This is a genomic window from Nonomuraea glycinis (genome assembly GCF_014646515.1).
GTDB lineage: Bacteria > Actinomycetota > Actinomycetes > Streptosporangiales > Streptosporangiaceae > Nonomuraea > Nonomuraea glycinis.
This window is the reverse complement of record NZ_BMNK01000001.1, coordinates 844339-869025: the sequence shown is the minus strand read 5'-3', so window position 1 is coordinate 869025 and position 24687 is coordinate 844339. Positions and strand designations below refer to the sequence as shown.

The following is a 24687-nucleotide window of genomic DNA, read 5'->3' as shown; positions in this document are numbered from 1 at the left end:
CGACCAGGAAAGCTTCGGGCACTTACGACGGCTCCCCTACGACCCTTCATCAAGGGTCGATGACGTTCCGTCAACTACGGGACGTCAGACCCGAAATGCGCGAGGGCACAGAGGACGAGTACGGCGAGTGGAAAATCGACTGGCGGCTGTGGATCGGCAAGGACGGTCTGGTGCGCCGGGCCTGGTCCAAGTGGCGCCAGCCCGAAGGAGAGGAGCTCAAGGGTGCCGCTTACGGGCAGGGGTGTGAGGCGCCCCTCAGATCCATCTGTGGGCCCTCTACGGTGCGGTGCCGTGTAGCTCTCGGATGAGGGAGCCCGGCACCGGCGTGCCGAGCATGTGGCAGACGGCCACCTTCTGGGCGGCGAACTCTGCGTTGGTCCAGCGTGTGATCCCGTCGTTGGGTGCGAGGTCGCTGGCCTTGCCGGTGCTGTCGCTGATGGCGGTGCGGCGACCGTCGCCGGAGACCGCGGTCGTGCTGTGGTGGCCCTGGGTGTCGCCGCCGTGGCCCCATGCCGTCCCGCAGGGCGTATCGAACTTGATCAGTCCGAGACCGTAGCGGCCCTTGATGGGAAATTCGCGCGGTAGGGCGACGGTGGTCTTCATCTGTTGGAGCTGCGCACGGGAGAACAGTTCGGCTTTGAGAAGGGCGGAGTAGAAGCGTGACAAGTCGCTGGTGGTGGAGATGACCGCCCCGGCAGCGCCGGCCCAGCCGCCGATGTTCGCACCGGTGTGATCGGTGTACTTCGGGGTGCCGTCGGCAAAGGTGATGGCGTATCCGTGAGCGTATCCTGGGCCGGTGTTGGTGGCCCGCGGGTTGGCGTAGTAGGTGTGCTTGAGGCCTAGCGGGCGGGCGATGTGCTGGCGAATGAGGTCAGCGAGACTCGAGCGGGTCAGCTTCTGCGCGATCATTCCGAGCAGGGTGTAATTCGTGTTCGAGTACGACCAACCCTTGCCGGGGGCGAATGTCGGTGGGTGGGCGAAGGCAGCGGTGAGCAGCTCTCGCTCGGTCCAGTTGTGCTGCGGGTCGTTCTGCATGATGGACAACACCTCGGGGTCGCCGGTGTAGCTGAACAGGCCGCTCGTGTGGTTGAGCAGCATGCGCACGGTGATGTTGTCGCCGTTGGGGACGACGCCGGGCAGGTACGCCGAGACCGGTGAGTCGAGTGTGACCGCCTTCTTGTCGACCAGTTGCAGGATCAGCGTCGCGGTGAAGGTCTTGGTGTTGCTGCCGATCTCGAACTGGTCGCCCGCGCGCAGCGCGCGGCCCGTGGCCATGTCGGCGACTCCGGCGACGGTGGTGGAAACGCGCCGACCATCGTTGATCCGTGCCAGGTAACCAGGGTTGCCGATGGCCAGCATCTGCTGTGCGACGTCACGCATGGAGCCGTCGGCCGGGGCGGACGCGGCGGTGGTCGGTGGGGCCGGGTGGGGGGTGGCGGCAGCGGGGGCGGCGACGGCAATTCCCGAACTGGCCAGTATCGCCGCCGCGGTTATGGCGACACCCACGGTGCGCCGATTGCTGTGGTGCCTCGTCGTTGAGGCGGTCGGGTAGGTGGGGCTCATGGTCTTGTCTCCTTGGTTGACGGCGCGAGGCCCGCGCCTCGCCGCTGGTGAGGGGCAAGCCTCTCCCGCGAAGCGCTGTGGCTGAGCGTCTGTTCTATTAGATATATATCAGATATAATCACTAGCGTGCAGCTGCTACTTGACCTCGACAGCGAGACGCTGATTTACCAGCAGATCCGCGACCGCATGGTGGAAGCCATCGCGGACGGGCACCTGGCGGCAGGCGCCGTGCTGCCTTCGACCAGACAGCTGGCGGTCGACCTCGCGATCAACATCCACCCCGTCAACAAGGCGTACGACCTGCTGCGCCGAGAAGGAATCATCCGCAAGACCGGCGTCGTGGCGATGCGCGCGAAGATCGTGCTGGGATGCGCGGAGGGCAAGGACGACAAGCAGATCGCCGAGCGGTTGCGGGTACACCCGGACACGGTGTCCAAATGGCGGCAGCGGTTCCTGCGCCTGCGGCTGGACGGTCTGATCGACGAGCCGCGCCCGGGCCGCCCGCCGTCGATCAGCCTGGATCAAGTCGAACGGGTCGTGGTGGCCACGCTGGAGGAGACACCGGTCGGCGCCACCCATTGGACACGTGCCTCGATGGCACGGCGCAGCGGGCTGTCGGAGCCGACCATCGGCCGGATCTGGCGGGCCTTCGACCTCAAACCGCACCGCACGACGCCACCACCTCGCCCGGTCGCACCGCTCCGTTAAATGCCGCCGCCACTCCCGGCTGTGGCGATACCGTGAGTTCTGTGGGTGATCGCGGGATAAGAGTTCCGCCGCACATCACCGTGGCCAAGAAAAGGCGGCCGGGCGGCCTGCTCCGCACCCAGAACCTCGGCCTGCTGTGGGCTGGGGAGTCGGTCAGTGGGTCAGGTTCGGCGATCACCACGGTGGCCGTCCCGTTCTTGGCGATAACCGTCCTGCATGCCAGCACCGGCACGGTGGCCCTGCTGACCGCAGCCGGCTGGCTGCCCTGGTTCCTGATCGGCCTCCCGGCCGGTACCTGGGTTGACCGCCGGCCGCGCCGCCGCATCCTCGTGTCCGCCAACCTGGTGTCCGCCGCGGTCCTGACCGCTATCCCGCGCGTGTATCGAAGGACTGCTGTCAGGGCTGGAGCGTAAGAACGGGTGGTCGCGTGCCGAGTACGCCGGCGAGAGCACACCGGATGGGATATCAGGGACGGCGTGCTCGCGTGGCCGGGGGCCTTGCGCCGGGTGCGAGGTCCTAGGACCAATGGTGTACGGCATACCCGGCTGTGGCCGGAGGCGGCAGCGGGCGAGACCGCCATAGCGTAAACGCCATGAAGATCGGAATTCTCGGAACAGGCAACGTAGGACGGGCACTGGCCGTTGGCTGGGCCGGTGCGGGCCATGACGTCATCCTGGGATCACGGCGGTCGGACGACATGGAATTGCGAGCGGAACTGGCGGCTGCGCTGGGAGAGGGCGTACCGGTCATGGACCCGTCCTCAGCCGTCGCAGGCGCGGAGGTAGTGGTCAACGCGACGCCCGGCACCGCATCCGTGCCGCTGCTCGCCGAGATAGGCGTCCCGGCCTTGGCGGGGAAGGTGCTGCTCGACGTATCGGTCGGTTTCACAGAGGACGGGGCGCTCTCCCATCCTGGAGAGAGCCTGGGAGAGGAGATCCAGCGAACGTTTCCGGACACGATGGTCGTCAAGACGCTCTGTACCATCGACGCACGGCTCATGGGCGCGCCTGACTCGTTGGAGGGCCCGAGCACGGTCTTCCTCTCGGGGGATGACGCCGAGGCCAAACGCACGGTCGGCGGGCTTCTGAATGAGCTGGGCTGGCCCACGGAGTCGCTGCTCGATCTTGGAGGCATCACCACGGCTCGGGGCCAGGAGCATTACAGCTTGCTCTTTCTGGGGATCGCCGGCGCCATCGGCTCGTACGGTTTCGGGATACGAGTGGTTCCGCCGACCCGGGGCTAGGTGGCCGTCTTCAACGGGGGCGCCCTCGTACGCCCGCCCGTCACGAGGTGAGCACGTTGGCCCAGTCGAGCACCCAGCGCCAGCTTCCATCGGCCTGACGACGCGCCACCTCCACGGGGACGTCACCGATCGGCAAGTGGCGACTGGTCATCGCCAGATCACCGTTGACCAGCGACGGCCTGTCATCAACGGCGGAGAACTCAACACCCGAGGCGACCAGCTCCTCGAAGGCCGCGCGCAACTGATCATGCCCGACCGCGAGCGTGCCGTCGGGGAACCTGGACACCGCGTCAGGCTCGAACAGCTCAACCACTCCGCCGACATCACCGGCATTCACCCGCTCGAAGAACAGGCGGGACAGGTCCCTGGGCTCCTTGGCGACCTCTCGGCTCATCATGTGCTCCTTCATCGGTATCTCCTGGTCACAAGGTAAGCCGGGGGCGCGCGTAGAGCATCGGGCGATGGTCCGACACCAGGCTCGGCCTTTGGCCCTAAGCCGTCTGGGCCCAGGTGGCGATCTTCCCGCGCAGTTCGCCGCGTTTGAACTCATTCGTGGGTAGCTCGAACTCAGTGACTGGGTTGATCAGGCAGCAAGAGCGCATCGGGGCTGGTTGCAGGCCTGTTGATTGCGATCCCGCTCGCGGGCGAGATGGAGGGCCCAGTGGACTTCAAGATCATCTTTGCTGTTCACGGCACGGAGTTTCACGATTGCCTCGGCTCCGGCCAGGCCCCACCTGGCGACTGAGAGGATGTATGAAATGAGTGAGATCAGCCAGGTTGCGACCACCCCCGACTGGTACGAGCCGTACCATATTTCCCAGGCAATTCGTGCGAACGGCTTCATCTACGTCTCAGGTCAGGCCGGATTCGATGAGACCGGAGCCACCGTCTCCGGAGAATTCCTAGAGCAGGGCAGGCAGGCGTTCCGCAACGTCGAGACGGTGCTGGCCGCTGCCGGAGCTTCCTTCTCCGACGTCGTCAAGGTCGGCATCTTCGTCCGCGACATGGCAGCCAACCTCGACCACGTGATCCAACTGCGCAGGGAGTTTCTGACCAGGCCCTATCCCGCTGACACGCTGATCGAGGTGGTGTCGCTCGCTCAACCGGACTGGCGCATCGAGGTAGAGGTCATCGCCCTCGACAGGCGCGCTTGAGGCTACGTCGCACACCCGGTGGCATCGACGATCAGCACGCCGCCGGGGTCGCCCAGGTGCTCGACCACGTAATCCCGCCCACTACAAACCCGGATGCAGGTGCCGTTGCAATGCTAGCTCCTTTCGGGATCCGGCAGCTCTGCCCAGAAGTTCGTCAGAGCCTCAGCAACCGGCGTCGGCGTCTCCTCGGGCCACCAGTGGCCCACGCCCTCCAGATGCGCCATCCTCGCGCCCGATTGCCGCGCTGCCCACTCGTGCTGCACCAGCGTCCCGCTGGCTCGCTCGAAGTCGTCAACGGCGATGAGAGCGAGCCCCGGACGTTCTGCGGCGCTTGGCAGCAGCCGTCCCGCTTCGGCCATCGCCGGCTGTCGTGCCGACCGCAACAGCTTGAGGACGGCGCGGCCCATCTCGGGATCCATGCCTGCCGCGACCCGCTCCGCCATGCGCCCGGTCATACCGAGGGCCGACGTCACCGCTAGTCGCTGCTCCAGATCGCCTCCCCACAACTCCTGCACCGAGGCTTCCCCCGGACCCTCCTGCTGCCACACCTGCGCCCGCGGATGCCAGAGGTAGTCGGGCGCGAACACACCGAGGGCATCGGAGGCCCAGCTGCGAATCAAATCCGGACGGCTCATGGCCAGCGCCGCGACGTGGATTCCGCCCCAGTCGTGACCCACCAGGTCGACCGGAGCGCGGAACAGCTCCAGCTGGGACGCCAGCCAGTCTCGATAGGCCGTCGTCGACGAGTCGAAGCCGCGGGGCGCGGGGACGCCGAACCCGGGCGGGGACAGGACGACCGTGTCGGCCCGGTCGAGCTCCCCGATGAGCGGTCCCCAGACGGCCGCTGTCTCGGGGTTGCCGTGGACGAGGACCAGTGGAGTGCTCGACACAGAACCACCTCTCAGATACTTGTTGACTGACACGCAATAATCGTAACAGTTCGTTCCAGCCGGCGCTCCTCCCGCGTGCCGTCAACGGGACCAACGGCAGAACCGGCGGACCATATGCTTGGTCGACCCGATGTCTGAGGAGTCCTGTCCTGATGCCCGATCAGCCTCCCGCTCGCCGCACGCAGCGAGAGCGACGCGAAGAGACCGAACGCAAGGTGCTAGGTGCCGCGACGGCGCTGATCGCCCAGCACGGGTCGCGCGCGCTCACCCTGGCGGCGGTCGGCGAGGCCGCCGGCTACAGCCGGGGGATCGTCTCTCATCACTTCGGCAGCCGCGAGAATCTGCTCCGCGCGGTGATGCGCGATGCTCAGACCTTCACCCTCCCGGAGTTTGGGGACAGCGCCGCTGACTGGCTGGTGGAGACGGTTCGCGCCTACCTCAAGAACGTCACCAGCCGACGTCCGGCTGCCGGCGCGTTCCTGCAGATGTGGGGCGAGGCGATTGCCGCCGATCCCGTCCTGATGCCGCTCTACGCGGAACACGACGCCGGCTTCCGGCGCCTCCTCGCCGACAAGGTCCGCGAAGGGATCCGCGACGGCTCGGTGCGAGCAGATGCCGACCCCGAGGCGATGGCCGTGTCCCTCGTCGGCCTCCTCCGCGGAATCGCACTGCAGCTGATATCGACCCCACCCCCGGCGCGGGTCAATGCGATCATCGACGAAGCCGAGCGGTCCACCCGGCGTGCGCTCAGACCGTGACCCGAACGGCCTTCGGCACGGGCGCGCGTGGAGAGTGACTCAGAGCCGACGAGGAGACTTGGTCCCTGTGGGTGCCAAGAACTCGGCCGCCCTATGCGACCGCCAAGAGTCGCAGGTCAGCACGTGAATCGAGCGTTCGAGCCCCCAGTCCGCCGGGAGAGGTCAGCCCTTGATGGCGCCCTGGGTGATGCCGCTGACGAAGCTGCGCTGGAAGATGAGGTACACCACGACGATCGGTGCGACGACGATCAGGCAGGCCGCCGCCAGCAGGGGGATGTCCGTCGTGTATTGGCCGACGAAGAGCCCTAGGCCGCCCGGTGCCGTACGCCGTTCCGGATCCTGCATCATGACCAGCACCAGCATGAACTGGTTCCACGACCACATGAAGTACAGGACCGACAGCGTGGTGAGGGCCGGCCACGAGATCGGCAGCAGCACCCGCAGCAGCACCACCATGTCCCTGGCGCCGTCGATGCGCGCGGCCTCGACGAGCTCGCCGGGGATGTTCGAGAAGTGCGTCTGCATCCAGTAGACGCCGAACGGCATGAACAGCGCCGCCTCGGCCAGGATGATGCCGGTGTAGGAGTTGGTGAGACCGACCTCGCGCAGGTTGAAGTACAGCGCCACCACGATGACCTCGATCGGCAGCGTGAGACCCATCACGAACGCGAACGACAGCGTCTTGTTGCCCCACACCTTGAGGATCTGCAGCCCGAACCCGGCCAGCGTGGCCAGCACCACCGACAGTGGCACCACGAAGACCGCGATCAGCACGCTGGAGCGCATCAGCGCGGTGAAGTTGCCCTGCTGCCAGGCCAGCGCGAAGCTCTCCCACGACCATCGGTCCGGAATGCTCAGCCCGTCGAGCTGCGCGCCCGGCGGGTGCAGGGCTGCCAGGATGATGCCGACGAACGGCACCAAGATCATGACCGTCAGCAGGACGAGCACTCCGTACCTGAGACCGACTCCGCCACGCATGCTCAATCCCTGTCCCTGGTGAAGTATCGGATGCCGCCGACCACGGTCATCACGATGACGGTCAGGACGACGGCGAGCGCGCTGGCGCCGCCGATGTCGCCCTCGTTGAAGGCCAGTCGGTAAACCAGCAGCCCTGGCACGTTGGTCTGCCCGGCGGGGCCGCCGTTGGTCGTGACGAAGACGAGGTCGAAGCTGGCCAGCGCGGCGATCGTGGTGATGACGCCGGCGACCGTGATCTCCTTGCGCACCCCGGGCAACGTGACGTGCAGGAACTGCCGGAAGGTGTTCGCGCCGTCGAGCTTGGCCGCCTCGTACAGGGACGGGTCGATCTTCTGCGCGCCGGTCAGGAAGAGCATCATGCACAGGCCGCTCATCGACCAGGTGCCGATGAGGCCGAGCGCGGTGAGTGCGAGCTGGTAGTCGCCCAGCCAGGCCCGGCCGAAGGACCCCAGCCCCACCACGTCGAGGATCTGGTTGATGACACCGGTGTCGCTGTAGAGCCAGCGCCAGGTGATGCCGACGGCGACCAGCGGCAGCACCTGCGGCAGGAAGAAGACGACGCGGAAGAACGTCATCCCCTTGCGCACCTTGCCCATCAGCAGGGCCGTCATGAGCAGGCCGGCGGCGATGGGGATGAACGAGAAGAAGACGATCAGGACGAGGCTGTGCAGGATCGCCTCGAACAGCGCCGAGTCCCGGAAGATCTTGATGTAGTTCTCGATGCCCACGAAGGTGGCGGGCAGGATGCCGTCCCAGGACAGCAGGGACAGACGCACCGTGTTGATCGCCGGCCAGATGGCGAAGCCCAGGTAGACGGCGAGTGCGGGCAGCACGTAGAGCCAGCCGCGCAGTCGTCGCTTCGGGGGGTGGATGACCTGCGGTTCCCCGCCGCGCACCGGGGTGGCGCGCGGCGGGGCGGCGGGTGAGCTCAGCTCACTTGCCATGGTGTCCGTCCCACGACTCCTGAAGGGACTTCAGGAAGGCGTCGGTCGTCATCTTGCCGCCGATCAGGGCCTGGATGCCCGGGGTCAGCTTGTCGATCATGCCGGGGGAGGCGTAGTCGGGGAAGGGGACGATCCCATTCGCCTGCGCCACCGGGCCGAAGACGGTCGCGATCTCGCCGCGCAGGCCCTCGCCGCCGACCTCGGCCTTGGTGTCGACGGGCATGAACCCTCCGTCGAACTCGATCTTCGCCGCCTCCGGCGAGCTCAGGTAGTCGAGGAACGCCGCGGCGACGTTCGGGTGCTTCGACTTGGCCGAGATGGCGTACGCGACGCTCGCGCCCGAGGCCACCTTCGCGGGCTCACCTGACGGGGTGGGCATCAGGAAGAAGCCGACGTCCTTGCCCAGGTCCTTCTCCAGGGCGGTGGCGCCCCAGTTGCCGGTCACCAGGAAGGCGCTCCGGCCCTTGGCGAAGTTCGCCAGCGCGTCGGGGTCGGCGGTGGCGCTCGCGCCCTCGGGGAAGTAGCCCTTCTTCGCCCAGTTCGTCAGCGTCTCGGTGGCCTTGCGCGCGGCGTCGGTCTCGATGGTGGAGCCCGGCTTGCCGTACACCCAGCCGCGGTAGTCGGCCACGTCACCGGTGACGTTCAGCAGTGCGTTCCACAGGTGGAAGCCGCCGACCTGGAGCGCGCCCAGGCTCAGCGGGTTGCCGCCGGAGTCCTTGACCTTCTGCAGCGCGGCCTCGAACTCGGGCAGTGACTTCGGCGCCTCCTTGACCATCGTCTTGTTGTAGTAGACGCCGACCACGGACAGGCCGCCGGGCACGGCGTACAGGCCGCCGGTCCCGAACTGCTTGGCCGTCTTGTCGGAGCTGAGGATCTCCAGGGTGGACGGCGGGAACTTGCCCGTCCAGCCGTACGCCTTGGCCCACGGGTTCAGGTCGAGGATCAGGCCCGCAGGGACCAGCGTGTTCATCGCGCCCGGGTTGTACTGCGCGATGTCCGGCGCCGCATCGCCTGACATCGCCAGTTTGATGGACTTGATGTAGTCGTTGAACGGCGTCATCTGGGGCTTGACGGTGACGTTCGGGTGCTTCTTCTTGAAGCCGTCGATGAGCAGCTGGGTGGGCGGATCGTTGCTGTAGGCCAGGGTGAGCGTCACCGGGTCGCTGGGGATGGTCGTCGACACGTCGGCCTGCTTGACCGGCGCCGGGGCGCTCGTGCCGCCGGTGCCGGCACAGGCCGTCAGCGCGAGTGCCGCCGTGACGCCGAGCGCCACGAGGGCGTGCCGCCGGGGCGGTGTCGTCATATGCATGACATTTCTCCTGTATCTGGTGGTGACGTCATGCTGCGGCAACCTCGGCGGCCTTCATGACGACAAGGGGGTTCTCACCAGGCCGAACCTGGTGCGCTCGATCTCATCCAGCGAGTGGAGCAGCGCTCCGTGGACGACGGCGTCCTGCTGGAGCGCCGAGACCTCCAGAACCGGCTGATCCAGAGGTTCGCCGGCCAGATGCCGCCGCAGCGCCGCGAGCAGCGGCTCACCGCATCGGGCCATCGGCCCGCCGATGACGACGAGCCGGGGATTGAGGATCGCTCTGATCACCGAGATGCCCTTGGCGAAGCGGCGGGCGACCACGTCGATCGCCTCGACGGCGGCCGGCGTGCCGTCGGCGAACGCGGCCAGCACCGCCTCGAACGCGCGCTCGCCCGCCGCCTCGACCCGGGACAGGAACTCGCCGTCACCGGCTCGCCCGGCCGCAGCCGTGGCCTGGCGAACGATCTCCTCGCCGCCTACCCGGTCCTCGAAGGGGCCGAGGCCGTGCGGGTGCCGGGACCTCGGCGACCCGCCGTCCTCGAACAGGTCGAGGAAGCCGATGTCGCCCGCGTCGTTGGAGGCGCCGCGGTAGAGCTCGCCGTTGAGCACGATCCCGGCGCCGACGCGCTCGCCCCAGTGCAGCATGACCAGGGAGTCCTCGCGCCGTTCCGCGTCGGGCCTGCGTTCGCCCTGCGTGGCCAGCTTGACGTCGTTGTCCAGGTAGATCGGGCAGCCGAGCGGTTCCTTGAGCCGGTTGAGCAGGACGTCGCCGGTCAAGCCCGGCATGCTCGGGATGAGCTTGATGACGCCACAGGCCGGGTCGACTATGCCGGGGGTACCGATGGAGGCGAACCACAGGCTCGTGCGGCCGGCCGCCGCGAGCGTGCGCTCGATCGTGGACAGGAGGGTCCGCACCACCTCGTCGGCGCTCGGGTGGGCGCCGAACTGCACCGCTTCGGACGCGACGACCGTGCCGCACAGATCGGCCACCGCCACCCGCAGGTCCTGCGGGCTGATCGAGACGCCCAGCACGTGGCCGGCCTCCGCGCGGAATCTGACGAGCTGCGCCGGCCGGCCTGCCCGGGTCGAGTCACGATCCAGGGAGCCGAACTCGATCAGGCCCTCTTCGGCCAGTGCGTTCAGCGCGCGGGTGACGGCCTGCCGCGACAGCCCGACCGCCTTGGCCAGCGCCGACACGCTCATGCTGGGTTCGGCCCGCAGCCGGGTCAGGACCGCGGCCGCGTTGACCTCCCGCATGAACTGGGTGCCCGCGGCGACCAGCGGTTCCATGGACTGTCTCCTCACCTTTTGTGGTGCGGCGCACGCTAGCATAATAATTATGTATGGTACGGAACTAATCTGTCGAGAGGCGTGAACTGCGATGTTGTCCGGCGAAGAGACGGCATGGGCGGACGTCGTACGCGGACTGGCCCGCCGCGTTCTCGGACCCCTGGCGGAGCCGGTCCGGTTCGCCGCGCGCGAGAGCGCGGGACGCGGCTACGCGTACGAGGCGAAGGGTGGCGTGCTCACCGTGAGCGCGACGGACGGGGTCAGCGCCTCCGTCGCACTGCACCACTACCTGCGCGAGCGCTGCGGCCTGTCCGTGGGCTGGGACACAGTACTGCCCCTGCCGCTGACGTCGCTCCCGGACGCCCCGCTCCGCGAGGGCACGCCGCGGGTGCGTGAGGGCTACTACTTCAACTTCTGCACCTTCAGCTACACCACGCCCTACTGGGACTGGACCGAATGGGAACGCGAGATCGACTGGATGGCCCTGCATGGCATCACCATGCCGCTGGCCGTCACCGGTCACGAGGCCGCGCTGCACGCCGCCTACTCCGTGCTCGGCCTCGACGACGACCAGATCCGGAGCTTCCTGGGCGGGCCCGGCTATCTGCCGTTCCAGTTCATGGGCTGCATGGACGACTTCGCGGGCCCGCTCCCCACGTCCTGGATCGAGGGCCACCGTGAGCTCGGCGCGCGCATCCTCGACCGCGAGCGTGCCTTCGGCATGACGCCCGTGCTGCCGGCCTTCACCGGGCACGTCCCGCGTGAGATCGCCGCGGCGGCCCGCGCGGGCCGCCGCACCTGGCAGGGCTTCGAAACCTGGTCGCTGGACCCGTCCGACCCGTTGTACGAGCGCATCGGCGCCGAGATCACCCGCGCCCAGATCAAGCTGTTCGGCACCGACCACCGCTACGCCGCCGACCCGTTCATCGAGATGATCCCCATCGACGCCGACCCGGCCTTCCCCGGAGCGGTGGCGGCGGCGACACTGGCCGGTCTGCGGGCCGCCGACCCGGAGGCGGTCTGGCTCATGCAGGCCTGGCCGTTCTCCTATCAGCGCGACTTCTGGACCGAGGACCGCGTCAACGCCTTCCTCGACGCGATCCCGAACGACCAGATGATCGTGGCCGATCTGTGGGCGGAGCACGACCCGCTGTGGGAGCGGTTCGACGCGTTCTCCGGCAAGCCGTGGCTCTGGTGCTCGCTGCTCAACTTCGGCGGCCGCACCGACCCGGTCGCCCACCTGCCCGGCGTGCCGGCCCGCATCGACGCGGCCCTGACCGCGCAGAGCCCGCCCACCGGGATCGGCCTGTCCATGGAGGCCACCCGCAACAACCCCGTCTTCTTCGAGCTGGTGACCGACCAGATCTGGAACGCGGTGCCCGACCTCGGTGCCTGGCTCGACGCATTCGTGACCCAGCGCTACGGCGGCCGGTTCACCGAAGAGCTGCGGGCCGCCTGGCACGGGCTGCTGGCCACCGTCTACACCGCCGACGGCCTGCGGATCGCCCCCGACCAGTTCAAGGGCGTCCTGACCGCGGAGCCCTCCTACACGCGCACGCCGACCGGTCCCCTCTGGTACGACCCGGCCGAGCTGGCGCGGGCCTGGGAACGGATGATCGAGGTGGCCGAGCGGGACCCCGGGCTGGTGGCCGGTCCGCTCGGGCACGACCTCGCCGAGACCGCCATCGCGTACATGGCCAGGGTCGCCGACCACCACTACCTCGACGTCGTGGAGTCGGCCGGCGACCCGGCGAGCGTCGCCCGGTTCCTGCGCCTCTTCGAGGACCTGGACCGGACACTGGCCTGCCGCCCCGAGTACACCTTCCACGCCTGGGAGGCCAGGGCCGTGTCGTGGGCCGGCGGGCCCGCGGACGCCGAGATCCTGCGCGACAACGCCCGCCGCATCATCACCGTGTGGGGCACCTCCGACAGCCCGCTGCTCGACGACTACGCGGGACGGCACTGGGCGGGGCTCCTCGGCGGCTACTACCGTGACCGCTGGACGTTGTGGGCGGAAGGGCTGAACGGCCCAGAAGGCGAGCCCGAGCTGCGCGAACGGCTGCGTGAGCGCGCCGAGCTGTTCCTGCGGGAGGGCGTGGCCCCCGTCGATCCCGGGGCCGTTCCCGGTGATCTGGCCGTGGAGTCGCGCCGCCTGCACACCGCGTACGCGGACGCATTCGAACCCGGACAAGGAGCACGATGACCCAGGTACCACCGACCGAGCGCCGCAACCCCCGCACCGGCGACATCGACGCCCAGGACTCCACCGGCGTCCTGGCGCTGCTGCTGGACGAGGACGCCCGGGCCGTCGAGGCGGCGCGTGCGGCGACCGGCCGGCTGGCCGAGGCGGTGGACGAGACGCACGCGCGGCTGGCACGCGGCGGGCGGGTGCACTACTTCGGCGCGGGCGCCTCGGGGCGCCTCGCCGTGCTGGACGCCACCGAGATCACGCCGACGTTCGGCGCGCCGCCGGAGCTGTTCACCGCGCACTTCGCGGGCGGCCCGCAGGCGCTCACCGACTCCTCCATCGACCGCGAGGATGCCGGCGCGCTCGGCACCGCCGACGCCGGCGGGGTCGGTGCGGCCGACGTGGCGGTCGGCGTCACCGCGTCCGGCTCGACCGCGTACGTGATCGGGGCGCTGCGCGGGGCGCGGGCCGCGGGCGCGCTGACGGTGCTTGTCACCTGCAACCCGGACGCCGCCGCGCGCGACCTGGCCGACATCGTCGTCGCGGCCGACACCGGCCCCGAGGCGCTGACCGGCTCCACCCGGCTCAAGGCGGGGACGGCGACCAAAGTCATCCTGAACGCATTCTCGACGGCGCTCATGATCAAGGCGGGGCGGACGTACGGGAACCTCATGGTCGGGCTGGTGGCCACCAACGCCAAGCTGGCCGAGCGGGCGGTGAGCCTACTCATGGAGGCCTCGGGGACGGACGAGGCGACCTGCCGCGCCGCGCTGGCCGACGCGTCGGGGCGCATTCCCGAGGCACTGGTGCGGCTGCTCACCGGCTGCCCGGCGGAGCGGGCGCGGACGGCGCTGAGGGAGTACTCGGGAGTGCGGGCCGCGGTGGCCGCGCTCGGCGGGCAGGCCCGATGAGCCTGCCCGCCCATGCGGGGGTGGACGTCGGCGGCGGCGGGATCAGGGTCAAGATCGAGGGCGACCAGGTCAGCGCGTACGCGGAGGACACCGCCCCCGTGCCCCGCGACCGGGGCCGGGTGGACCTGCACCGGCTCGCCGCCCGCATCGCCACCACTATCGAGGGCGCGGGCGTGGAGCGGCTGGCCGGGATGGCGATCGGCGTGACCGGGCTGCCCGGCCTGGTCAGCGAGCCGGGCACGCTGTGGCAGACGCTGGGCGACCGGTTCGGCCTGGGCGCGCTCGTCGTCGCGGGCGACATGGTGACCACGCACGTCGGCGCGCTCGGGTTCCGGCCCGGAGTCGTCGTGGCGGCGGGCACGGGCGTCATCACGCTCGGCACCGACCTCGACGGCGTGTGGAACCAGGCCGACGGGTGGGGGCACCTGCTCGGCGACCACGGCGGCGGCGCGTGGATCGGCGCGCAGGGCCTGCAGGCCGCCCTGCGGGCACACGACGGCCGCATGGGCGGCTCGCCCGCCCTGCTCGAACGCATGACCGCCCGCTTCGGCCACCCCCTGGACCTGGTGGGGCTCGTCTACCAGTCGAGCTCGCCGGCCCACCACCTGGCGTCGTTCGCGCCGTCCGTCGCCGAGGCGGCCCGCTCGCGGGACCGGGTGGCCGGCGGGATCTGGGCCGAGGCCGGGCGGCAGCTCGCCCAGACCGCCGTGGCCGCCGCCACCGGGCTCGAGCCGGTGTTCTCCTGGGGTGGGCGCCTGTTCGACGCTGCGGACCTGATCATGGACCCGTTCCAGAGCACCGTGCGGGACCTGCTGCCGAACGCCTGCTTCATCCCGCCGCTGGGCACCTCGGCCGACGGCGCGCTCGCCCTGGCCAAGGCCGCGGCGGACGTCCGGCCCCGCAACCCCTACCTGTACGTCTTCACCCGGACAGACGCGCCAAGAGCGCAACCGCTTCGCCGAACTCTCTGATCAGGTCGTAGACGACGTACGGCCCCAATCTCCCAAAGCCGCCGAGTCCCCCATCGCGCTTCAGCAGTTCGTTGGATTCTGCTCCATCGCTCCTGGGGCCCCTGGCGGCGCCGGTCGCGCCTACGGTATAGCGGTGAGCCGGCCGAGCGGCTGCAGCAGACGGTTGACAGCCGCGTGACCGGCTTCGAGCGCGGCCTTGAGGGGTTTGCCGTTGCGGGTGAGGCGACCGATGCGCGGGGTATCAGGCCCGGGACGTACGGACAATACCGCTGGGGCCTGGCCGTCGGCGGGCGGGCGGAGCGTCGGCGGCACGGCTCGGTCATACTGCGCGAGCAGCGCGTCGTCGTGCAGCAAGCGGTGGCCGCGGGTGAAGAAGCTTCGGTGCAGTGCCTCCGGATGGTGCCGTAGAACGGTCGCGGCGATCAAGCGTGCTCCGTAGGACGGTCGAGCGTCGGGTCCGGCGGCCGGTGTTCCGATCCCGGTCGGAGGCGCGGGACGGGACCGCAGGACAAGGACATGGCTGGCGCCCTGTGCCAGGGCGGTGCGGTAGGGGATGGACTCGGCGAGTCCCGCGTCGTAGTAGAGCCGCCCTGCCAGTTCGATGGGCGGACCGGCGAGGAACGGCAGTGCGGCACTGGCCCGCAGGGCCAACCGCAGTTCGGCGGGACCGGTCAGATGCGGGCGTAGATCGGTGGAACGCCCGGTGCGGACATCGGTGGCGAGCGGGTGATATTCGACGGGGTTGGTCAGGACGGCGTCGAAGTCCATCCGGGCCACCTCGCGGTACAGGTACTCGACGAGGTTGCGCACATCGACCATCGGTTGGCCGCGCAGCAGGTTGGACGGGCGGATCATCGCTTTCGCGTAGATGGGTTCGGCCCAGCCGGTCAGCTGCTCGGGAGTTCCGCTGAGCAGCCAGGCCGCTGTGATGGCCCCTGCCGACGCTCCATAGACCGCGTCGAAGGCGTGCGTCACTCCGCTTTCGTACAGGGCGAGGGCCATGCCCGCGGAGATTGTGCCGCGCATGCCGCCGCCTTCGATGGCCAGGGCCACCCGGTAGCCGTCCCGGCGCTCACCTGGGCGGCTGCCGCGGTGGACCCGGTCGGCCAGGACGCGCAGCACCTCATGCCGGCCGGGCTCGATCACCGGTTCGCGTTGCATGTGACCTTCTCGTTTCGTGGCGGCGCGGAGCCCGGTCATGGTGTTCGAGTTCCGTCGCCGGACAGGTAGGAGCGGGCCTGCGCCCAGATGCCACGGTCGGACTGGGCGGCTGTCCAGGTGACGGACCTGAGCCGTCCCCGCCCTCGGTAACGCCGCATGATGGTGACGTGGTCCGGCCAGGCGACGAAATCGCGCAGGGCTTGTTCGTCCTGCCAGATCGACACCGAGCCGCACCTGCCCCGCAGTGGCTCCGTCCACAACCACATGCCGACCGCTCCGGGCAGACGGGGCCAGTCACGGCGCAGGCTGAGCCCGGCATGGTAGACGCCGGGCAGGTCGTGTAGCCGGCTGATCTGGAAGTCTGTGACGCTGACCAGCACCGGGCCGGCGACGCCGGCCGCCGGTCCAGGAGTCCAGTGTGTTTTCAGCATGGCGCCTCCCATGACGGGGAGCGGCCGAGCAACCGCTCGAAGTCCGGCGCGTGGCCGGGCACCGGAACGCGAATGCCGAACGCGGCGCCAGGACCGCGGGTCTTCGATGTGTCCGACCACCGGGAGGCTGTCGCCAGCGCGGAGTCGCCCAGGTTCCACGCCGCGCACGGTGTTGGCCGATCGAGGTCCGCTGCAGTGACTTGGGCGGTCACTTCTCCAGTGACGTCCAAGGCCCGCCGGTCCAAGACCCGGAGATCGACAGCCGGGATGGTAGTCATCGGCACCACTCCTCCTTATACGAACGTTCGTGCCGATATTAGAATCACGTTATGAACGAGGTCAAGCCGCTATCCTGAACCGAACGTTCGTACGCAGAGAGGATAGAGATGCCGGGAAGACCGCGGGACGAGCGAGCACGCGACACGATCCTGCGCCGGGCAGCGGACATCGCCTCGCAGGACGGGCTGGAAGGGCTGTCGATCGGCCGGCTGGCCACCGATCTCGGCATGAGCAAGAGCGGCCTGTTCGGCTACTTCGGATCCAAGGAAGAGCTTCAGCTCGCCACGATCCGCACCGCGACGGGGGTGTACGTCAACGAGGTCGTCCAGCCCGCATTGACCGTGCCGCCGGGCCTGGGGCGGGTGCGCCGACTCTGCGAGAACTGGTTGAGCTACTCACAGCGGCGGGTCTTTCCGGGCGGCTGCTTCTTCTTCGCCGTCACCGCAGAGTTCGACGCCCGCCCGGGCCGCGTGCGGGATGCCATCGCCGCGGCCGGCCTCGACTGGGCCGCCTTCGTGGCGCGCGCCATCGATGACGCCCGCCAGCTCGGCGAGCTCGCCGACGACACAGATGGCGATCAGCTCGCCTTCGAGCTGATCGCTTTCCTGGAGGCCGCCAACGTCACCTCCCTGCTGCACGACGACGCTAACGCCTACGAGCGGGCCAGAACCGCCATCCGCAAACACCTCGACACCGCGGTGATCAGCCCCTGAGGACGCATCCGCCCTACACCTCCCTCTCCCGATGGCCGGAACCCGTGCCTGCTACGCGTAGCCCTAGCAGGGGCATGACCTGGGCGGATGTAATGTCGGCAGGCGCAGTCGGGTCAGGTTCGCACGATGGCGACGGTGACGATCCGGTCGATGCCCGCCTCATAGGTCTGGCCGTTGGAGACGGCGATGGCGGGTGCCGTCACAGGCCGAGATGGCGACGGTCTGGCCGGGGCGTACCCTCTCACGCAGCGGCGGACCGCACACCGGTTCTCGCAGGGCGGACCGCAGCACGCCCGCCTGGTCGGGGGCGGCGGCGTGGTGGACGGGGGTCACCACCGTGGTGGCCTCATCGGGCAGTTCGACCGTCAGGCCGCTCTCCCCGTACGCCAGGCGGACCTTCATAGGGTCTCCTCCTCCCCGTGCTGGTCGCGGGAGCCTTCGACGTCTCCCAGTACCGAGCGCAGCCAGGTCTCGGTCGTGCCGATGTGCATGAGCGCCGCGGCCTGGGCCAGCGTCGTGTCGCCGGCGGCCAGGGCGTTGTAGATGGCCTCGTGCTCGGAGACGGTCTTGTGCGAGCTGCCGGCCTCCACCGTGCCGCGCCACACCCGCATGCGCAGCGTGCGGCCGGAGATCCCGTCGAGCAGGGTGGACAACGTTTCGTTGCCGGCCGCTCTCACGACGGCGCGGTGGAAGGCGGCGTCATGGTGGTTCAGCTTCTCCACGTCGTCACAGGCGGCGCGCATCGCGTTCAGGTGCTCGCCGATCTCGTCGAGTTGCTCGGCGGAGATCCGGGACGCGGCGAGGGCGGTCGCCGCGGGTTCCAGCATCCGCCGTACCTGGACGATCTCCAGCAGGGTGTCGTCGCGCAGCAACTCGACGGCCAGCCCCAGCCCTTCTAGCAGCAGCCGCGGCTCCAGGCTGGTCACGAAGGTGCCGTCACCCCGCCGGACGTCGAGCACCCGGGCCACGACCAGCGCCTTGACCGCCTCGCGCAACGGGTTGCGGGAGACGCCGAGCTGGGCGGCGAGCTGGTGCTCCGGTGGCAACCGCGCTCCCGGTGGCAGCTCCCCCGACAGGATGAGTGCGCGGATGCGGGAGATCGCCTCGTCGGTCAGGGACATGCGGGCGACCTCCGGGCGCGGGGTCGCTCGATCGGGACGCGCGTCACGCTGGGAAACATAACAGACATCCTATGTTTGAGGGAGGGGTGGGCTAGGCGGGACACAGACATGGGCTGTCTCTGTCGTTAGATGAGGCGGCTTTTTCGCCATATTCCTGGAATTTCCCAGGAGGTCTAGACACGCCACCCCTGCCAGGTTACAAAGACATCCCATGTTAATGCGGTGAAGACTCCTTCACCGCCCAGCAACATCCCATGGAGGAACCCCTTCGTGCGCAGGCATCACCGAGGCGGGCCATCGTGGCCGAGCTGATCACCGCCGTCGAGGCCCACGACAAAGGAACAGTCATGAGACGAGGACTCGCCTTAGGGACGGCCGTCGTCCTGTCAGCCGGCCTGGCCACCGCCTGCGGGAGCGGCGCAGGCGGCGGCACGGCCGCCTCCGGAGGCGGCAAGCCGGTCGTCGGGGTGGACTACCCCCGCTCGGACACCGACTTCTGGAACTCCTTCATCAAGTACGTCCCCCAGTTCGGCGCCGAGAACGGCCTGGAGCTGAAGACCTCCAACTCCCAGAACGACATCTCCAAGCTCACCGCCAACGTCCAGAGCCTCATCAGCCAAGGCGTCAAGGGCGTCGTGCTGGCGCCGCAGGACACCGCCGCCGTGGCACCCACCCTCCAGCAGCTCAACACCAAGAAGATCCCCGTCGTCATGGTCGACACCCGTCCCGAGCAGGGCGACGCCTACATGGTGGTACGCGCCGACAATCGGGCCTACGGCGAGAAGGCGTGCAAGTTCCTCGGCGAGAAGCTGTCCGGCAAGGGCAAGGTCGTGATGCTCCAGGGCGACCTGGCCTCCATCAACGGCCGCGACCGCACGGAGGCGTTCAACACCTGCATGAAGGCGAGCTACCCCGGCATCACCGTGTTCGGCGAGGCCACGAACTGGGACGGCGCGGTCGCCTCGCAGAAGTTCCAGACCCAGCTCACCGCCAATCCCGACATCAAGGGCGTCTACATGCAGTCGAGCTTCGCCCTGTCGGGCACCCTCCAGGTGCTCCAGCAGCGCGGCCTCCTGGTCCCGCCGGACGATCCCAAGCACGTCTTCGTCATCTCCAACGACGGCATCCCCCAAGAGCTGAAGGAGATCGCCGCCGGCAACATCGACGCCACCGTCTCCCAGCCGGCCGACCAGTACGCCAAGTACGCGCTGCATTACACCAAGGCCGCCATCGACGGCAAGACGTTCAAGCCGGGCCCGACCGACCACGACAGCACCATCATCCAGGTGCGCCCCGGCCTGCTGGAGGACCAGCTTTCCGCGCCCCTGGTCACCGCCGACGGCGCCACCTACGCGGGCGTGGCGAGCGTCAAGCCGGGCGACTCCTCGCTGTGGGGCAACAACCTTGGCGGCTGACCAGGCGGTGACACCCCTCGTCGAGGCGGTGGGTGTCACCAAGAGATACGGCGAGACCGTCGCGCTGGACCGTGCCGGGATCCGCGTCATGACCGGCCAGACCCACGCGCTGGTCGGCCGCAACGGAGCCGGGAAGTCCACCCTGGTCTCGATCCTCACCGGGCTCCAGGCTCCCGACGAGGGCGAGGTGCGCTTCGGCGGCGAGCCCGCCCCGCGCCTGGCCGACCGTAACGCCTGGCGGCAGCGGGTGGCCTGCGTCTACCAGAAGTCCACGATCATCCCCGAGCTGACCGTGGCGGAGAACCTCTACCTGCACCGCCACGACCTGAACCGGTTCGGGCTGATCCGCTGGGGTCTCCTGCGGCGCAAGGCGGCCGAGTTGCTCGCCACCTGGTCGGTGGACGTCGACGTGCGCCTGCCGGCCGGCGAACTGGACGTCGAGCAGCGGCAGTTCGTGGAGATCGCCCGGGCGCTGTCCTTCGGCGCCCGATTCATCATCCTCGACGAGCCGACCGCCCAGCTCGACGCCGCCGCCATCGCCCGGCTGTTCGCGCGGATCCGCACCCTGCAGGAACAGGGGGTCACCTTCCTGTTCATCAGCCACCACCTGCAGGAGACCTACGAGATCTGCGACACGGTCACGGTCTTCCGCGACGCCCGGCACATCCTGACCACCACCGTGGCCGACCTGCCGCACGCGGAGCTGGTGGCGGCGATGGCAGGAGAGGCCGCCGGCCTGGCCGAGACCTCCTCCCGGACGGCCGTGCCCTCCGGCGGTGGCGTGGTGCTCGGCGTGCGCGGTCTGACGTACGGCGACGCCTACCGGGAGATCGACTTCCAGATCCGCGACGGCGAGATCGTCGGCCTGGCGGGCGCGGCCGGCAGCGGCAGGACCGAGCTGGCCGAGACCGTCGCCGGGTTGCGCGCGGCCGATGCGGGCACGATCGAGGTCGCCGGGCGCGTTCCCCGTCCCGGCAGCGTGCCCGACGCGCTCGCCGCAGGTGTCGGCTTCGTCCCCCGCGACCGCCACCACCAGGGGTTCGTCCCGATGATGTCGATCGCCGACAACGCCACCATGACCGTCCCCGACCAACTCGGCGAGGCCGGCCTGATCAGCGGCCGGCGGCGCGACCGGCTGGCCCGAAATCTGATCGCCAACCTGGCGATCAAGACCCCCGGCCCCGGCCTCCCCGTGATGGGCCTGTCCGGCGGCAACCAGCAGAAGGTCGTCATGGCCAGGGCGCTGGCCTCCGACCCCCGGCTGCTCGTGCTGATCACCCCCACCGCCGGGGTGGACGTGAAGTCCAAGGAGTTCCTGCTCGGCAAGGTCGAGGAGACGGCCGCCAAGGGGACCGGAGTGCTGATCGCCTCCGACGAACTCGACGACCTGCGTCTGTGCGACCGGCTGCTGGTGATGTTCCAGGGCCGTGTCGTCGCCGAGATGGCCGCCGGATGGCACGACCACGACGTGGTGGCGGCCATGGAAGGAGTCCGGCTCGATGCCTGAGAGAACTCTCACGCCCGCCACCGAGAACGCCGCCCCGGAGCGGGAACGGCCACGGATCCGGCTGGCCCGGCTGCGCGACTTCGCGCTGATCCCCGCGATCATCGCCATCGCCGTCGTCGGCCAGATCGTCAACCCGATCTTCCTGCAGGGCGACAACCTGATCAACATCCTGCAGACCATGTCGGAGATCTCGCTGCTGGTCCTGGCCCAGACCATCGTGCTGGTCGCCGGCAAGATGGACCTGTCACTGGAGTCGACGTTCGGTCTCGCGCCGGGCGTGGCGGCCTGGCTGACCGTGACCGCCGGTTCGGGCGCCGGGCTCGGCCTGCTGCCGGGCGCCTGGTCGATCCCCATCACCCTGGCTGCCGGCGCGCTCGTCGGCGTGGTCAACGCGCTGCTGATCGTACGGTTCGGGCTCAACGGTTTCATCGTCACGCTCGGCATGCTGATCGTGCTGCGCGGCCTGCTCACCGGCATCTCCGGCGGCCAGACCTTCTTCAACCTGCCGGCGTCGATGCTCTATCTCGGCTCGGCCCTGTGGCTTGGCGTGCCCGCCTCGATCTGGCTCTGCCTGCTGCTGTTCGCCGCCGGCATCGTGCTGCTGGGCTTCACCAAGTACGGCCGCGCCCTGTACGCCATCGGCGGCAACGTGGACGCGGCCAAGGCGGCCGGCATCCGTACCGACCGAGTGTTGTGGACTGCCCTGGTGGGCGCCAGCGTGCTGGCCGCGCTCGGTGGCCTGCTGATGTCGGGGCACCTGGCCTCCGTGGCGGCCGCGCAGGGCGACGGCGCGATCTTCACCGTGTTCGCCGCTGCCGTGATCGGCGGCGTCGGCCTCAACGGCGGCAAGGGCACGATGTTCGGGGCGTTCACCGGCATCCTCCTCCTCTACATGATCCAGAACGTCCTCACCCTGGCCGGCGTGCCCGCCCAGTGGATCCAGGCCCTCAACGGCGGGATCATCATCGTCGCCCTCATGCTGTCCCGCCTCACCGGCGGCAAGGTCCAGGAATAGCCCGTTCCCGCACCCTCACGATGGCAACAGCCATGTCCGAGAACCACCTGACGCGAAGGCAGCTGATGAAGCTCGGCACGGCCGGAGCCGGCGCGCTCCTGCTGCCGAAACCGGCTCCGCGCGCTGCCCATCGGCAACTCGCCCTCTGCCCTGCGATCTTCCCCTGGCGCCGATCAGATCCAGCCGCGCTCTTCCGCGAGAAGTACGGCCTGCTGGCGGGTGCCGACGGCGAGCTTGCCCAGCACAGTGGAGATGTGGTTGCGGACGGTGCCGGGGGCGAGGGAGAGGGTGCGGGCGATCTGTCCGGTGGTCTGGCCGTGCCGGGCGGCGCGCAGAACGTCGAGCTCGCGGTCGGTCAGTGGTGAGCGTTCGTCGCTCAGCGCGTCGGCGGCGATCTCGGGGTCGACGTACCGACCGCCGGCGGCGACGCGGCGGATGACGGCCGCGACCTCGTCGGCGGAGCGGGACTTGGGCAGGAACCCGGCGGCTCCGGAGGCCAGTGCTCGGCGCAGGACGCCGGGCCGGGCGTGGCGGGTGACGATCACGCACCGGGTGGCCAGGGTGCGGTTGAGCTTCTCGGTGACCTGGACGCCGTCCAGGTGCGGCATCTCGAGATCGAGCAGGCAGACGTCGGGCTTGAGGCGTTCGGCGGTGGTGACCGCTTCGGCGCCGTCGGCGCACTCGGCGACGACGTCGATGTCCGGTTCCAGGCGCAACAGCGCGGCCAGTGCGGAGCGGATCATGCCCTCGTCGTCGGCGAGCAGCACGCGGATCATCCGGCAACCTTTCCTTCGGCGGGGACTTCTTCGGCGGGGACCGTGACGACCACGGTGAAGGTCTCGTCCTCGCGCCGTGCTTCGAGGTCTCCGCCTGCCTCGGCCGCGCGTCGCGCGAGTCCTTCCAGGCCGGAACCGTCGCCCGTGCTCTCCGGTGCGCTGCCGGCGACGTCGTTGGAGATCTCGTAGCGCCACGACCGGTCCGCGCGGGTGAGGGACAGGCGGACCCACCGGCCGCCGCCGTGGCGCAGCACGTTCGTCGTGGTCTCCCGGATGACGGGCCCGAGGGCGGACGCCGGCGCCAGCGACGCGTCCGGATCGACGACGGCTTCGGCTTGCGTGCCCGCGGCGCGCAGCAGGTCGACGGCGTTGGCGAGCTCGTCGCTCAGCGGGACGGCGCGGAACCGGGTGGCCAGGTCGCGGGTGCCCTGCCGTGCGTCGTCGACGCTGGCGCGCGCGGCGCGTAGCTGGTCCATGCCCGCTTCGGGGTCGCGGGGCATGAGTCGTTCAGCGAGCTCGAGCTGGAGGGCGATGACCTGGAGGTGGTGCCCCTGCAGGTCGTGGACGTCGGTCGCCAGCCGTAGCCGCTCCTGGGTCGCGGCGAGCTTCGCCTCCGAGGCCCGGGCCCGGTCGAGGGTGACGAGCACGTCCCACCACCACAGCGAGGAGACGGTCATGGCCGGAAGGAATACGGACAGGGCGATCAGCTGGAACCAGTTCGGGTCGGCGCTCAGTCCAAGGGTGAGGCGGACGTCGATCACTGCCAGCGCGACGAGCAGGGCGGTCGCCGCCAGCACCACGCGAAGGCGTACCCCCTGCGGCCAGTTCAGCAGCACGATCACCTGGATCACGGGCAGTACGCCCACCACCCAGACGCCGGTGACGAGCCCGGCCGCGAGACCGTAGGCCGCCGCGATCAGGAGCGGCGCGAGGTGGCGCCGCCAGTTCACCAGCGGCGTGTCAACCGTCCGATGCCGGTAGTCGAGCAGCGGACGCAGCGTCGCGAGCCACCACAGCAGCCCGCCGACGCCGACGGCCGCGGCCGTGAGGTTGCCGAACCCGCCCTCGACGAGGGCGGTCACCAGGAGCAGGACGACGACCGGCTCGAAGAGCACGACCGCCAGTGCGACATACCACCAGGTCGCGCTGATGCTCCGGGTGAGCCGTAGCGCGGTGCGGGCTTCCGCTGCCGCCGATACGGCGGCAGCGCCCCCGGGCGGGCTGCTCATTCGCCCAGGCTACCGGCATGACACATGTCATGGATGCGGCGTGCGAAGGTCCCGGAAGGCGGTGACAGCGAGGCACTTCTGAGCTGCGTTCCCGAGCGGTGGACTGGAGTCAGGACGGGGGGACAACCCC

25 protein-coding genes are annotated in these 24687 nt (G+C 69.4%); 12 read left to right on the top strand and 13 right to left on the bottom strand.

What is annotated here, in order from left to right; genetic code table 11:
- Nucleotides 1–276: 276 nt before the first annotated feature.
- Nucleotides 277–1563 carry a serine hydrolase domain-containing protein gene (locus tag IEY87_RS04005; protein WP_189137064.1) on the bottom strand — a complete coding sequence of 429 codons (1287 nt, stop codon included), beginning with the start codon at nt 1561–1563 and terminating at the stop codon, nt 277–279.
- A 126-nt stretch (nt 1564–1689) separates the two neighbouring features.
- Between IEY87_RS04005 and IEY87_RS04000 the strand changes: the two genes are divergently transcribed.
- From IEY87_RS04000 to IEY87_RS03990, 3 genes are all read left to right on the top strand, one after another.
- Nucleotides 1690–2271: a helix-turn-helix domain-containing protein gene (locus IEY87_RS04000; protein ID WP_189137063.1), complete on the top strand. Its 582-nt coding sequence runs from the start codon at nt 1690–1692 to the stop codon at nt 2269–2271.
- A 32-nt stretch (nt 2272–2303) separates the two neighbouring features.
- A complete protein-coding gene (locus IEY87_RS03995) occupies nt 2304–2684 on the top strand; it encodes an MFS transporter (protein WP_444544167.1) in 381 nt (126 codons plus the stop codon).
- A gap of 179 nt (nt 2685–2863) precedes the next feature.
- Entirely contained in the window at nt 2864–3514 is a 651-nt protein-coding gene (locus IEY87_RS03990) for an NADPH-dependent F420 reductase (protein ID WP_189137062.1), read from the top strand.
- A gap of 40 nt (nt 3515–3554) precedes the next feature.
- Here IEY87_RS03990 and IEY87_RS03985 read toward each other — a convergent pair whose 3' ends face one another.
- Nucleotides 3555–3923, bottom strand: coding sequence for a YybH family protein (locus tag IEY87_RS03985; protein WP_189137061.1), 369 nt, complete (start codon nt 3921–3923; stop codon nt 3555–3557).
- Between the two features lie 349 nt (nt 3924–4272).
- Between IEY87_RS03985 and IEY87_RS03980 the strand changes: the two genes are divergently transcribed.
- Nucleotides 4273–4668, top strand: a complete 396-nt coding sequence (locus tag IEY87_RS03980; protein WP_189137060.1) for a RidA family protein — start codon at nt 4273–4275, stop codon at nt 4666–4668.
- Nucleotides 4669–4781: 113 nt separating this feature from the next.
- Here the strand turns inward: IEY87_RS03980 and IEY87_RS03975 are convergent, their stop codons facing one another.
- Nucleotides 4782–5558, bottom strand: a complete 777-nt coding sequence (locus IEY87_RS03975; protein ID WP_189137059.1) for an alpha/beta fold hydrolase — start codon at nt 5556–5558, stop codon at nt 4782–4784.
- Between the two features lie 152 nt (nt 5559–5710).
- Here IEY87_RS03975 and IEY87_RS03970 point away from each other — a divergent pair, with 152 nt between their 5' ends.
- Nucleotides 5711–6316, top strand: a complete 606-nt coding sequence (locus IEY87_RS03970; protein ID WP_189137058.1) for a TetR/AcrR family transcriptional regulator — start codon at nt 5711–5713, stop codon at nt 6314–6316.
- Between the two features lie 162 nt (nt 6317–6478).
- On the opposite strand, the gene IEY87_RS03965 is transcribed toward IEY87_RS03970, so the two are convergent.
- The 4 genes from IEY87_RS03965 to IEY87_RS03950 are packed head-to-tail and all read right to left on the bottom strand — an operon-like array spanning nt 6479 to nt 10840.
- Nucleotides 6479–7294 (bottom strand): carbohydrate ABC transporter permease, encoded by an 816-nt coding sequence (locus IEY87_RS03965; protein WP_189137057.1) that lies wholly within the window; start codon nt 7292–7294, stop codon nt 6479–6481.
- Between the two features lie 2 nt (nt 7295–7296).
- A complete protein-coding gene (locus tag IEY87_RS03960; protein WP_189137056.1) occupies nt 7297–8238 on the bottom strand; it encodes a carbohydrate ABC transporter permease in 942 nt (313 codons plus the stop codon).
- Nucleotides 8228–9547, bottom strand: coding sequence for an ABC transporter substrate-binding protein (locus IEY87_RS03955; protein WP_225276773.1), 1320 nt, complete (start codon nt 9545–9547; stop codon nt 8228–8230). The genes IEY87_RS03960 and IEY87_RS03955 overlap by 11 nt, the downstream gene beginning before the upstream one ends.
- 54 nt (nt 9548–9601) lie before the next feature.
- Complete coding sequence (locus IEY87_RS03950) at nt 9602–10840, bottom strand: ROK family transcriptional regulator (RefSeq protein WP_189137055.1); 1239 nt, start codon at nt 10838–10840, stop codon at nt 9602–9604.
- Nucleotides 10841–10931: 91 nt separating this feature from the next.
- Here IEY87_RS03950 and IEY87_RS03945 point away from each other — a divergent pair, with 91 nt between their 5' ends.
- Genes IEY87_RS03945 through IEY87_RS03935 form a run of 3 tightly spaced genes read left to right on the top strand, consistent with a single transcriptional unit; the run spans nt 10932 to nt 14910 of the window.
- Nucleotides 10932–13043, top strand: coding sequence for an alpha-N-acetylglucosaminidase (locus IEY87_RS03945; RefSeq protein WP_189137054.1), 2112 nt, complete (start codon nt 10932–10934; stop codon nt 13041–13043).
- Nucleotides 13040–13939 (top strand): N-acetylmuramic acid 6-phosphate etherase, encoded by a 900-nt coding sequence (locus IEY87_RS03940; RefSeq protein WP_189137053.1) that lies wholly within the window; start codon nt 13040–13042, stop codon nt 13937–13939. The genes IEY87_RS03945 and IEY87_RS03940 overlap by 4 nt, the downstream gene beginning before the upstream one ends.
- Nucleotides 13936–14910 (top strand): N-acetylglucosamine kinase, encoded by a 975-nt coding sequence (locus IEY87_RS03935; protein ID WP_189137052.1) that lies wholly within the window; start codon nt 13936–13938, stop codon nt 14908–14910. The genes IEY87_RS03940 and IEY87_RS03935 overlap by 4 nt, the downstream gene beginning before the upstream one ends.
- A gap of 120 nt (nt 14911–15030) precedes the next feature.
- On the opposite strand, the gene IEY87_RS03930 is transcribed toward IEY87_RS03935, so the two are convergent.
- A complete protein-coding gene (locus IEY87_RS03930; protein WP_189137051.1) occupies nt 15031–16071 on the bottom strand; it encodes a patatin-like phospholipase family protein in 1041 nt (346 codons plus the stop codon).
- Nucleotides 16072–16106: 35 nt separating this feature from the next.
- Entirely contained in the window at nt 16107–16502 is a 396-nt protein-coding gene (locus tag IEY87_RS03925) for a hypothetical protein (protein WP_189137050.1), read from the bottom strand.
- A 386-nt stretch (nt 16503–16888) separates the two neighbouring features.
- Here IEY87_RS03925 and IEY87_RS03920 point away from each other — a divergent pair, with 386 nt between their 5' ends.
- Nucleotides 16889–17494, top strand: a complete 606-nt coding sequence (locus IEY87_RS03920; RefSeq protein ID WP_189137049.1) for a TetR/AcrR family transcriptional regulator — start codon at nt 16889–16891, stop codon at nt 17492–17494.
- A gap of 159 nt (nt 17495–17653) precedes the next feature.
- Here IEY87_RS03920 and IEY87_RS03915 read toward each other — a convergent pair whose 3' ends face one another.
- Together IEY87_RS03915 and IEY87_RS03910 are read right to left on the bottom strand one after the other, a co-directional pair.
- Nucleotides 17654–17896: a lactate racemase domain-containing protein gene (locus IEY87_RS03915; RefSeq protein ID WP_189137048.1), complete on the bottom strand. Its 243-nt coding sequence runs from the start codon at nt 17894–17896 to the stop codon at nt 17654–17656.
- A complete protein-coding gene (locus tag IEY87_RS03910; RefSeq protein ID WP_189137047.1) occupies nt 17893–18615 on the bottom strand; it encodes a FadR/GntR family transcriptional regulator in 723 nt (240 codons plus the stop codon). The genes IEY87_RS03915 and IEY87_RS03910 overlap by 4 nt, the downstream gene beginning before the upstream one ends.
- A gap of 347 nt (nt 18616–18962) precedes the next feature.
- On the opposite strand from IEY87_RS03910, the gene IEY87_RS03905 reads away from it, so the two are divergent.
- From IEY87_RS03905 to IEY87_RS03895, 3 genes are read left to right on the top strand one after another with little or no spacing between them, the layout of a single operon-like run.
- The gene (locus tag IEY87_RS03905; protein WP_189137046.1) at nt 18963–20030 is read left to right on the top strand and encodes a sugar ABC transporter substrate-binding protein; all 1068 of its coding nucleotides are present in this window, start codon (nt 18963–18965) and stop codon (nt 20028–20030) included.
- Nucleotides 20020–21537 (top strand): sugar ABC transporter ATP-binding protein, encoded by a 1518-nt coding sequence (locus IEY87_RS03900; RefSeq protein WP_225276774.1) that lies wholly within the window; start codon nt 20020–20022, stop codon nt 21535–21537. Before IEY87_RS03905 ends, IEY87_RS03900 begins: the two co-directional genes overlap by 11 nt.
- A complete protein-coding gene (locus tag IEY87_RS03895; protein ID WP_189137045.1) occupies nt 21530–22552 on the top strand; it encodes an ABC transporter permease in 1023 nt (340 codons plus the stop codon). The genes IEY87_RS03900 and IEY87_RS03895 overlap by 8 nt, the downstream gene beginning before the upstream one ends.
- 173 nt (nt 22553–22725) lie before the next feature.
- Here IEY87_RS03895 and IEY87_RS03890 read toward each other — a convergent pair whose 3' ends face one another.
- Both IEY87_RS03890 and IEY87_RS03885 read right to left on the bottom strand, forming a co-directional pair.
- Nucleotides 22726–23328, bottom strand: coding sequence for a response regulator transcription factor (locus tag IEY87_RS03890; RefSeq protein ID WP_189137044.1), 603 nt, complete (start codon nt 23326–23328; stop codon nt 22726–22728).
- Nucleotides 23325–24557: a sensor histidine kinase gene (locus IEY87_RS03885; protein ID WP_189137043.1), complete on the bottom strand. Its 1233-nt coding sequence runs from the start codon at nt 24555–24557 to the stop codon at nt 23325–23327. The genes IEY87_RS03890 and IEY87_RS03885 overlap by 4 nt, the downstream gene beginning before the upstream one ends.
- Nucleotides 24558–24687 lie beyond the last annotated feature (130 nt).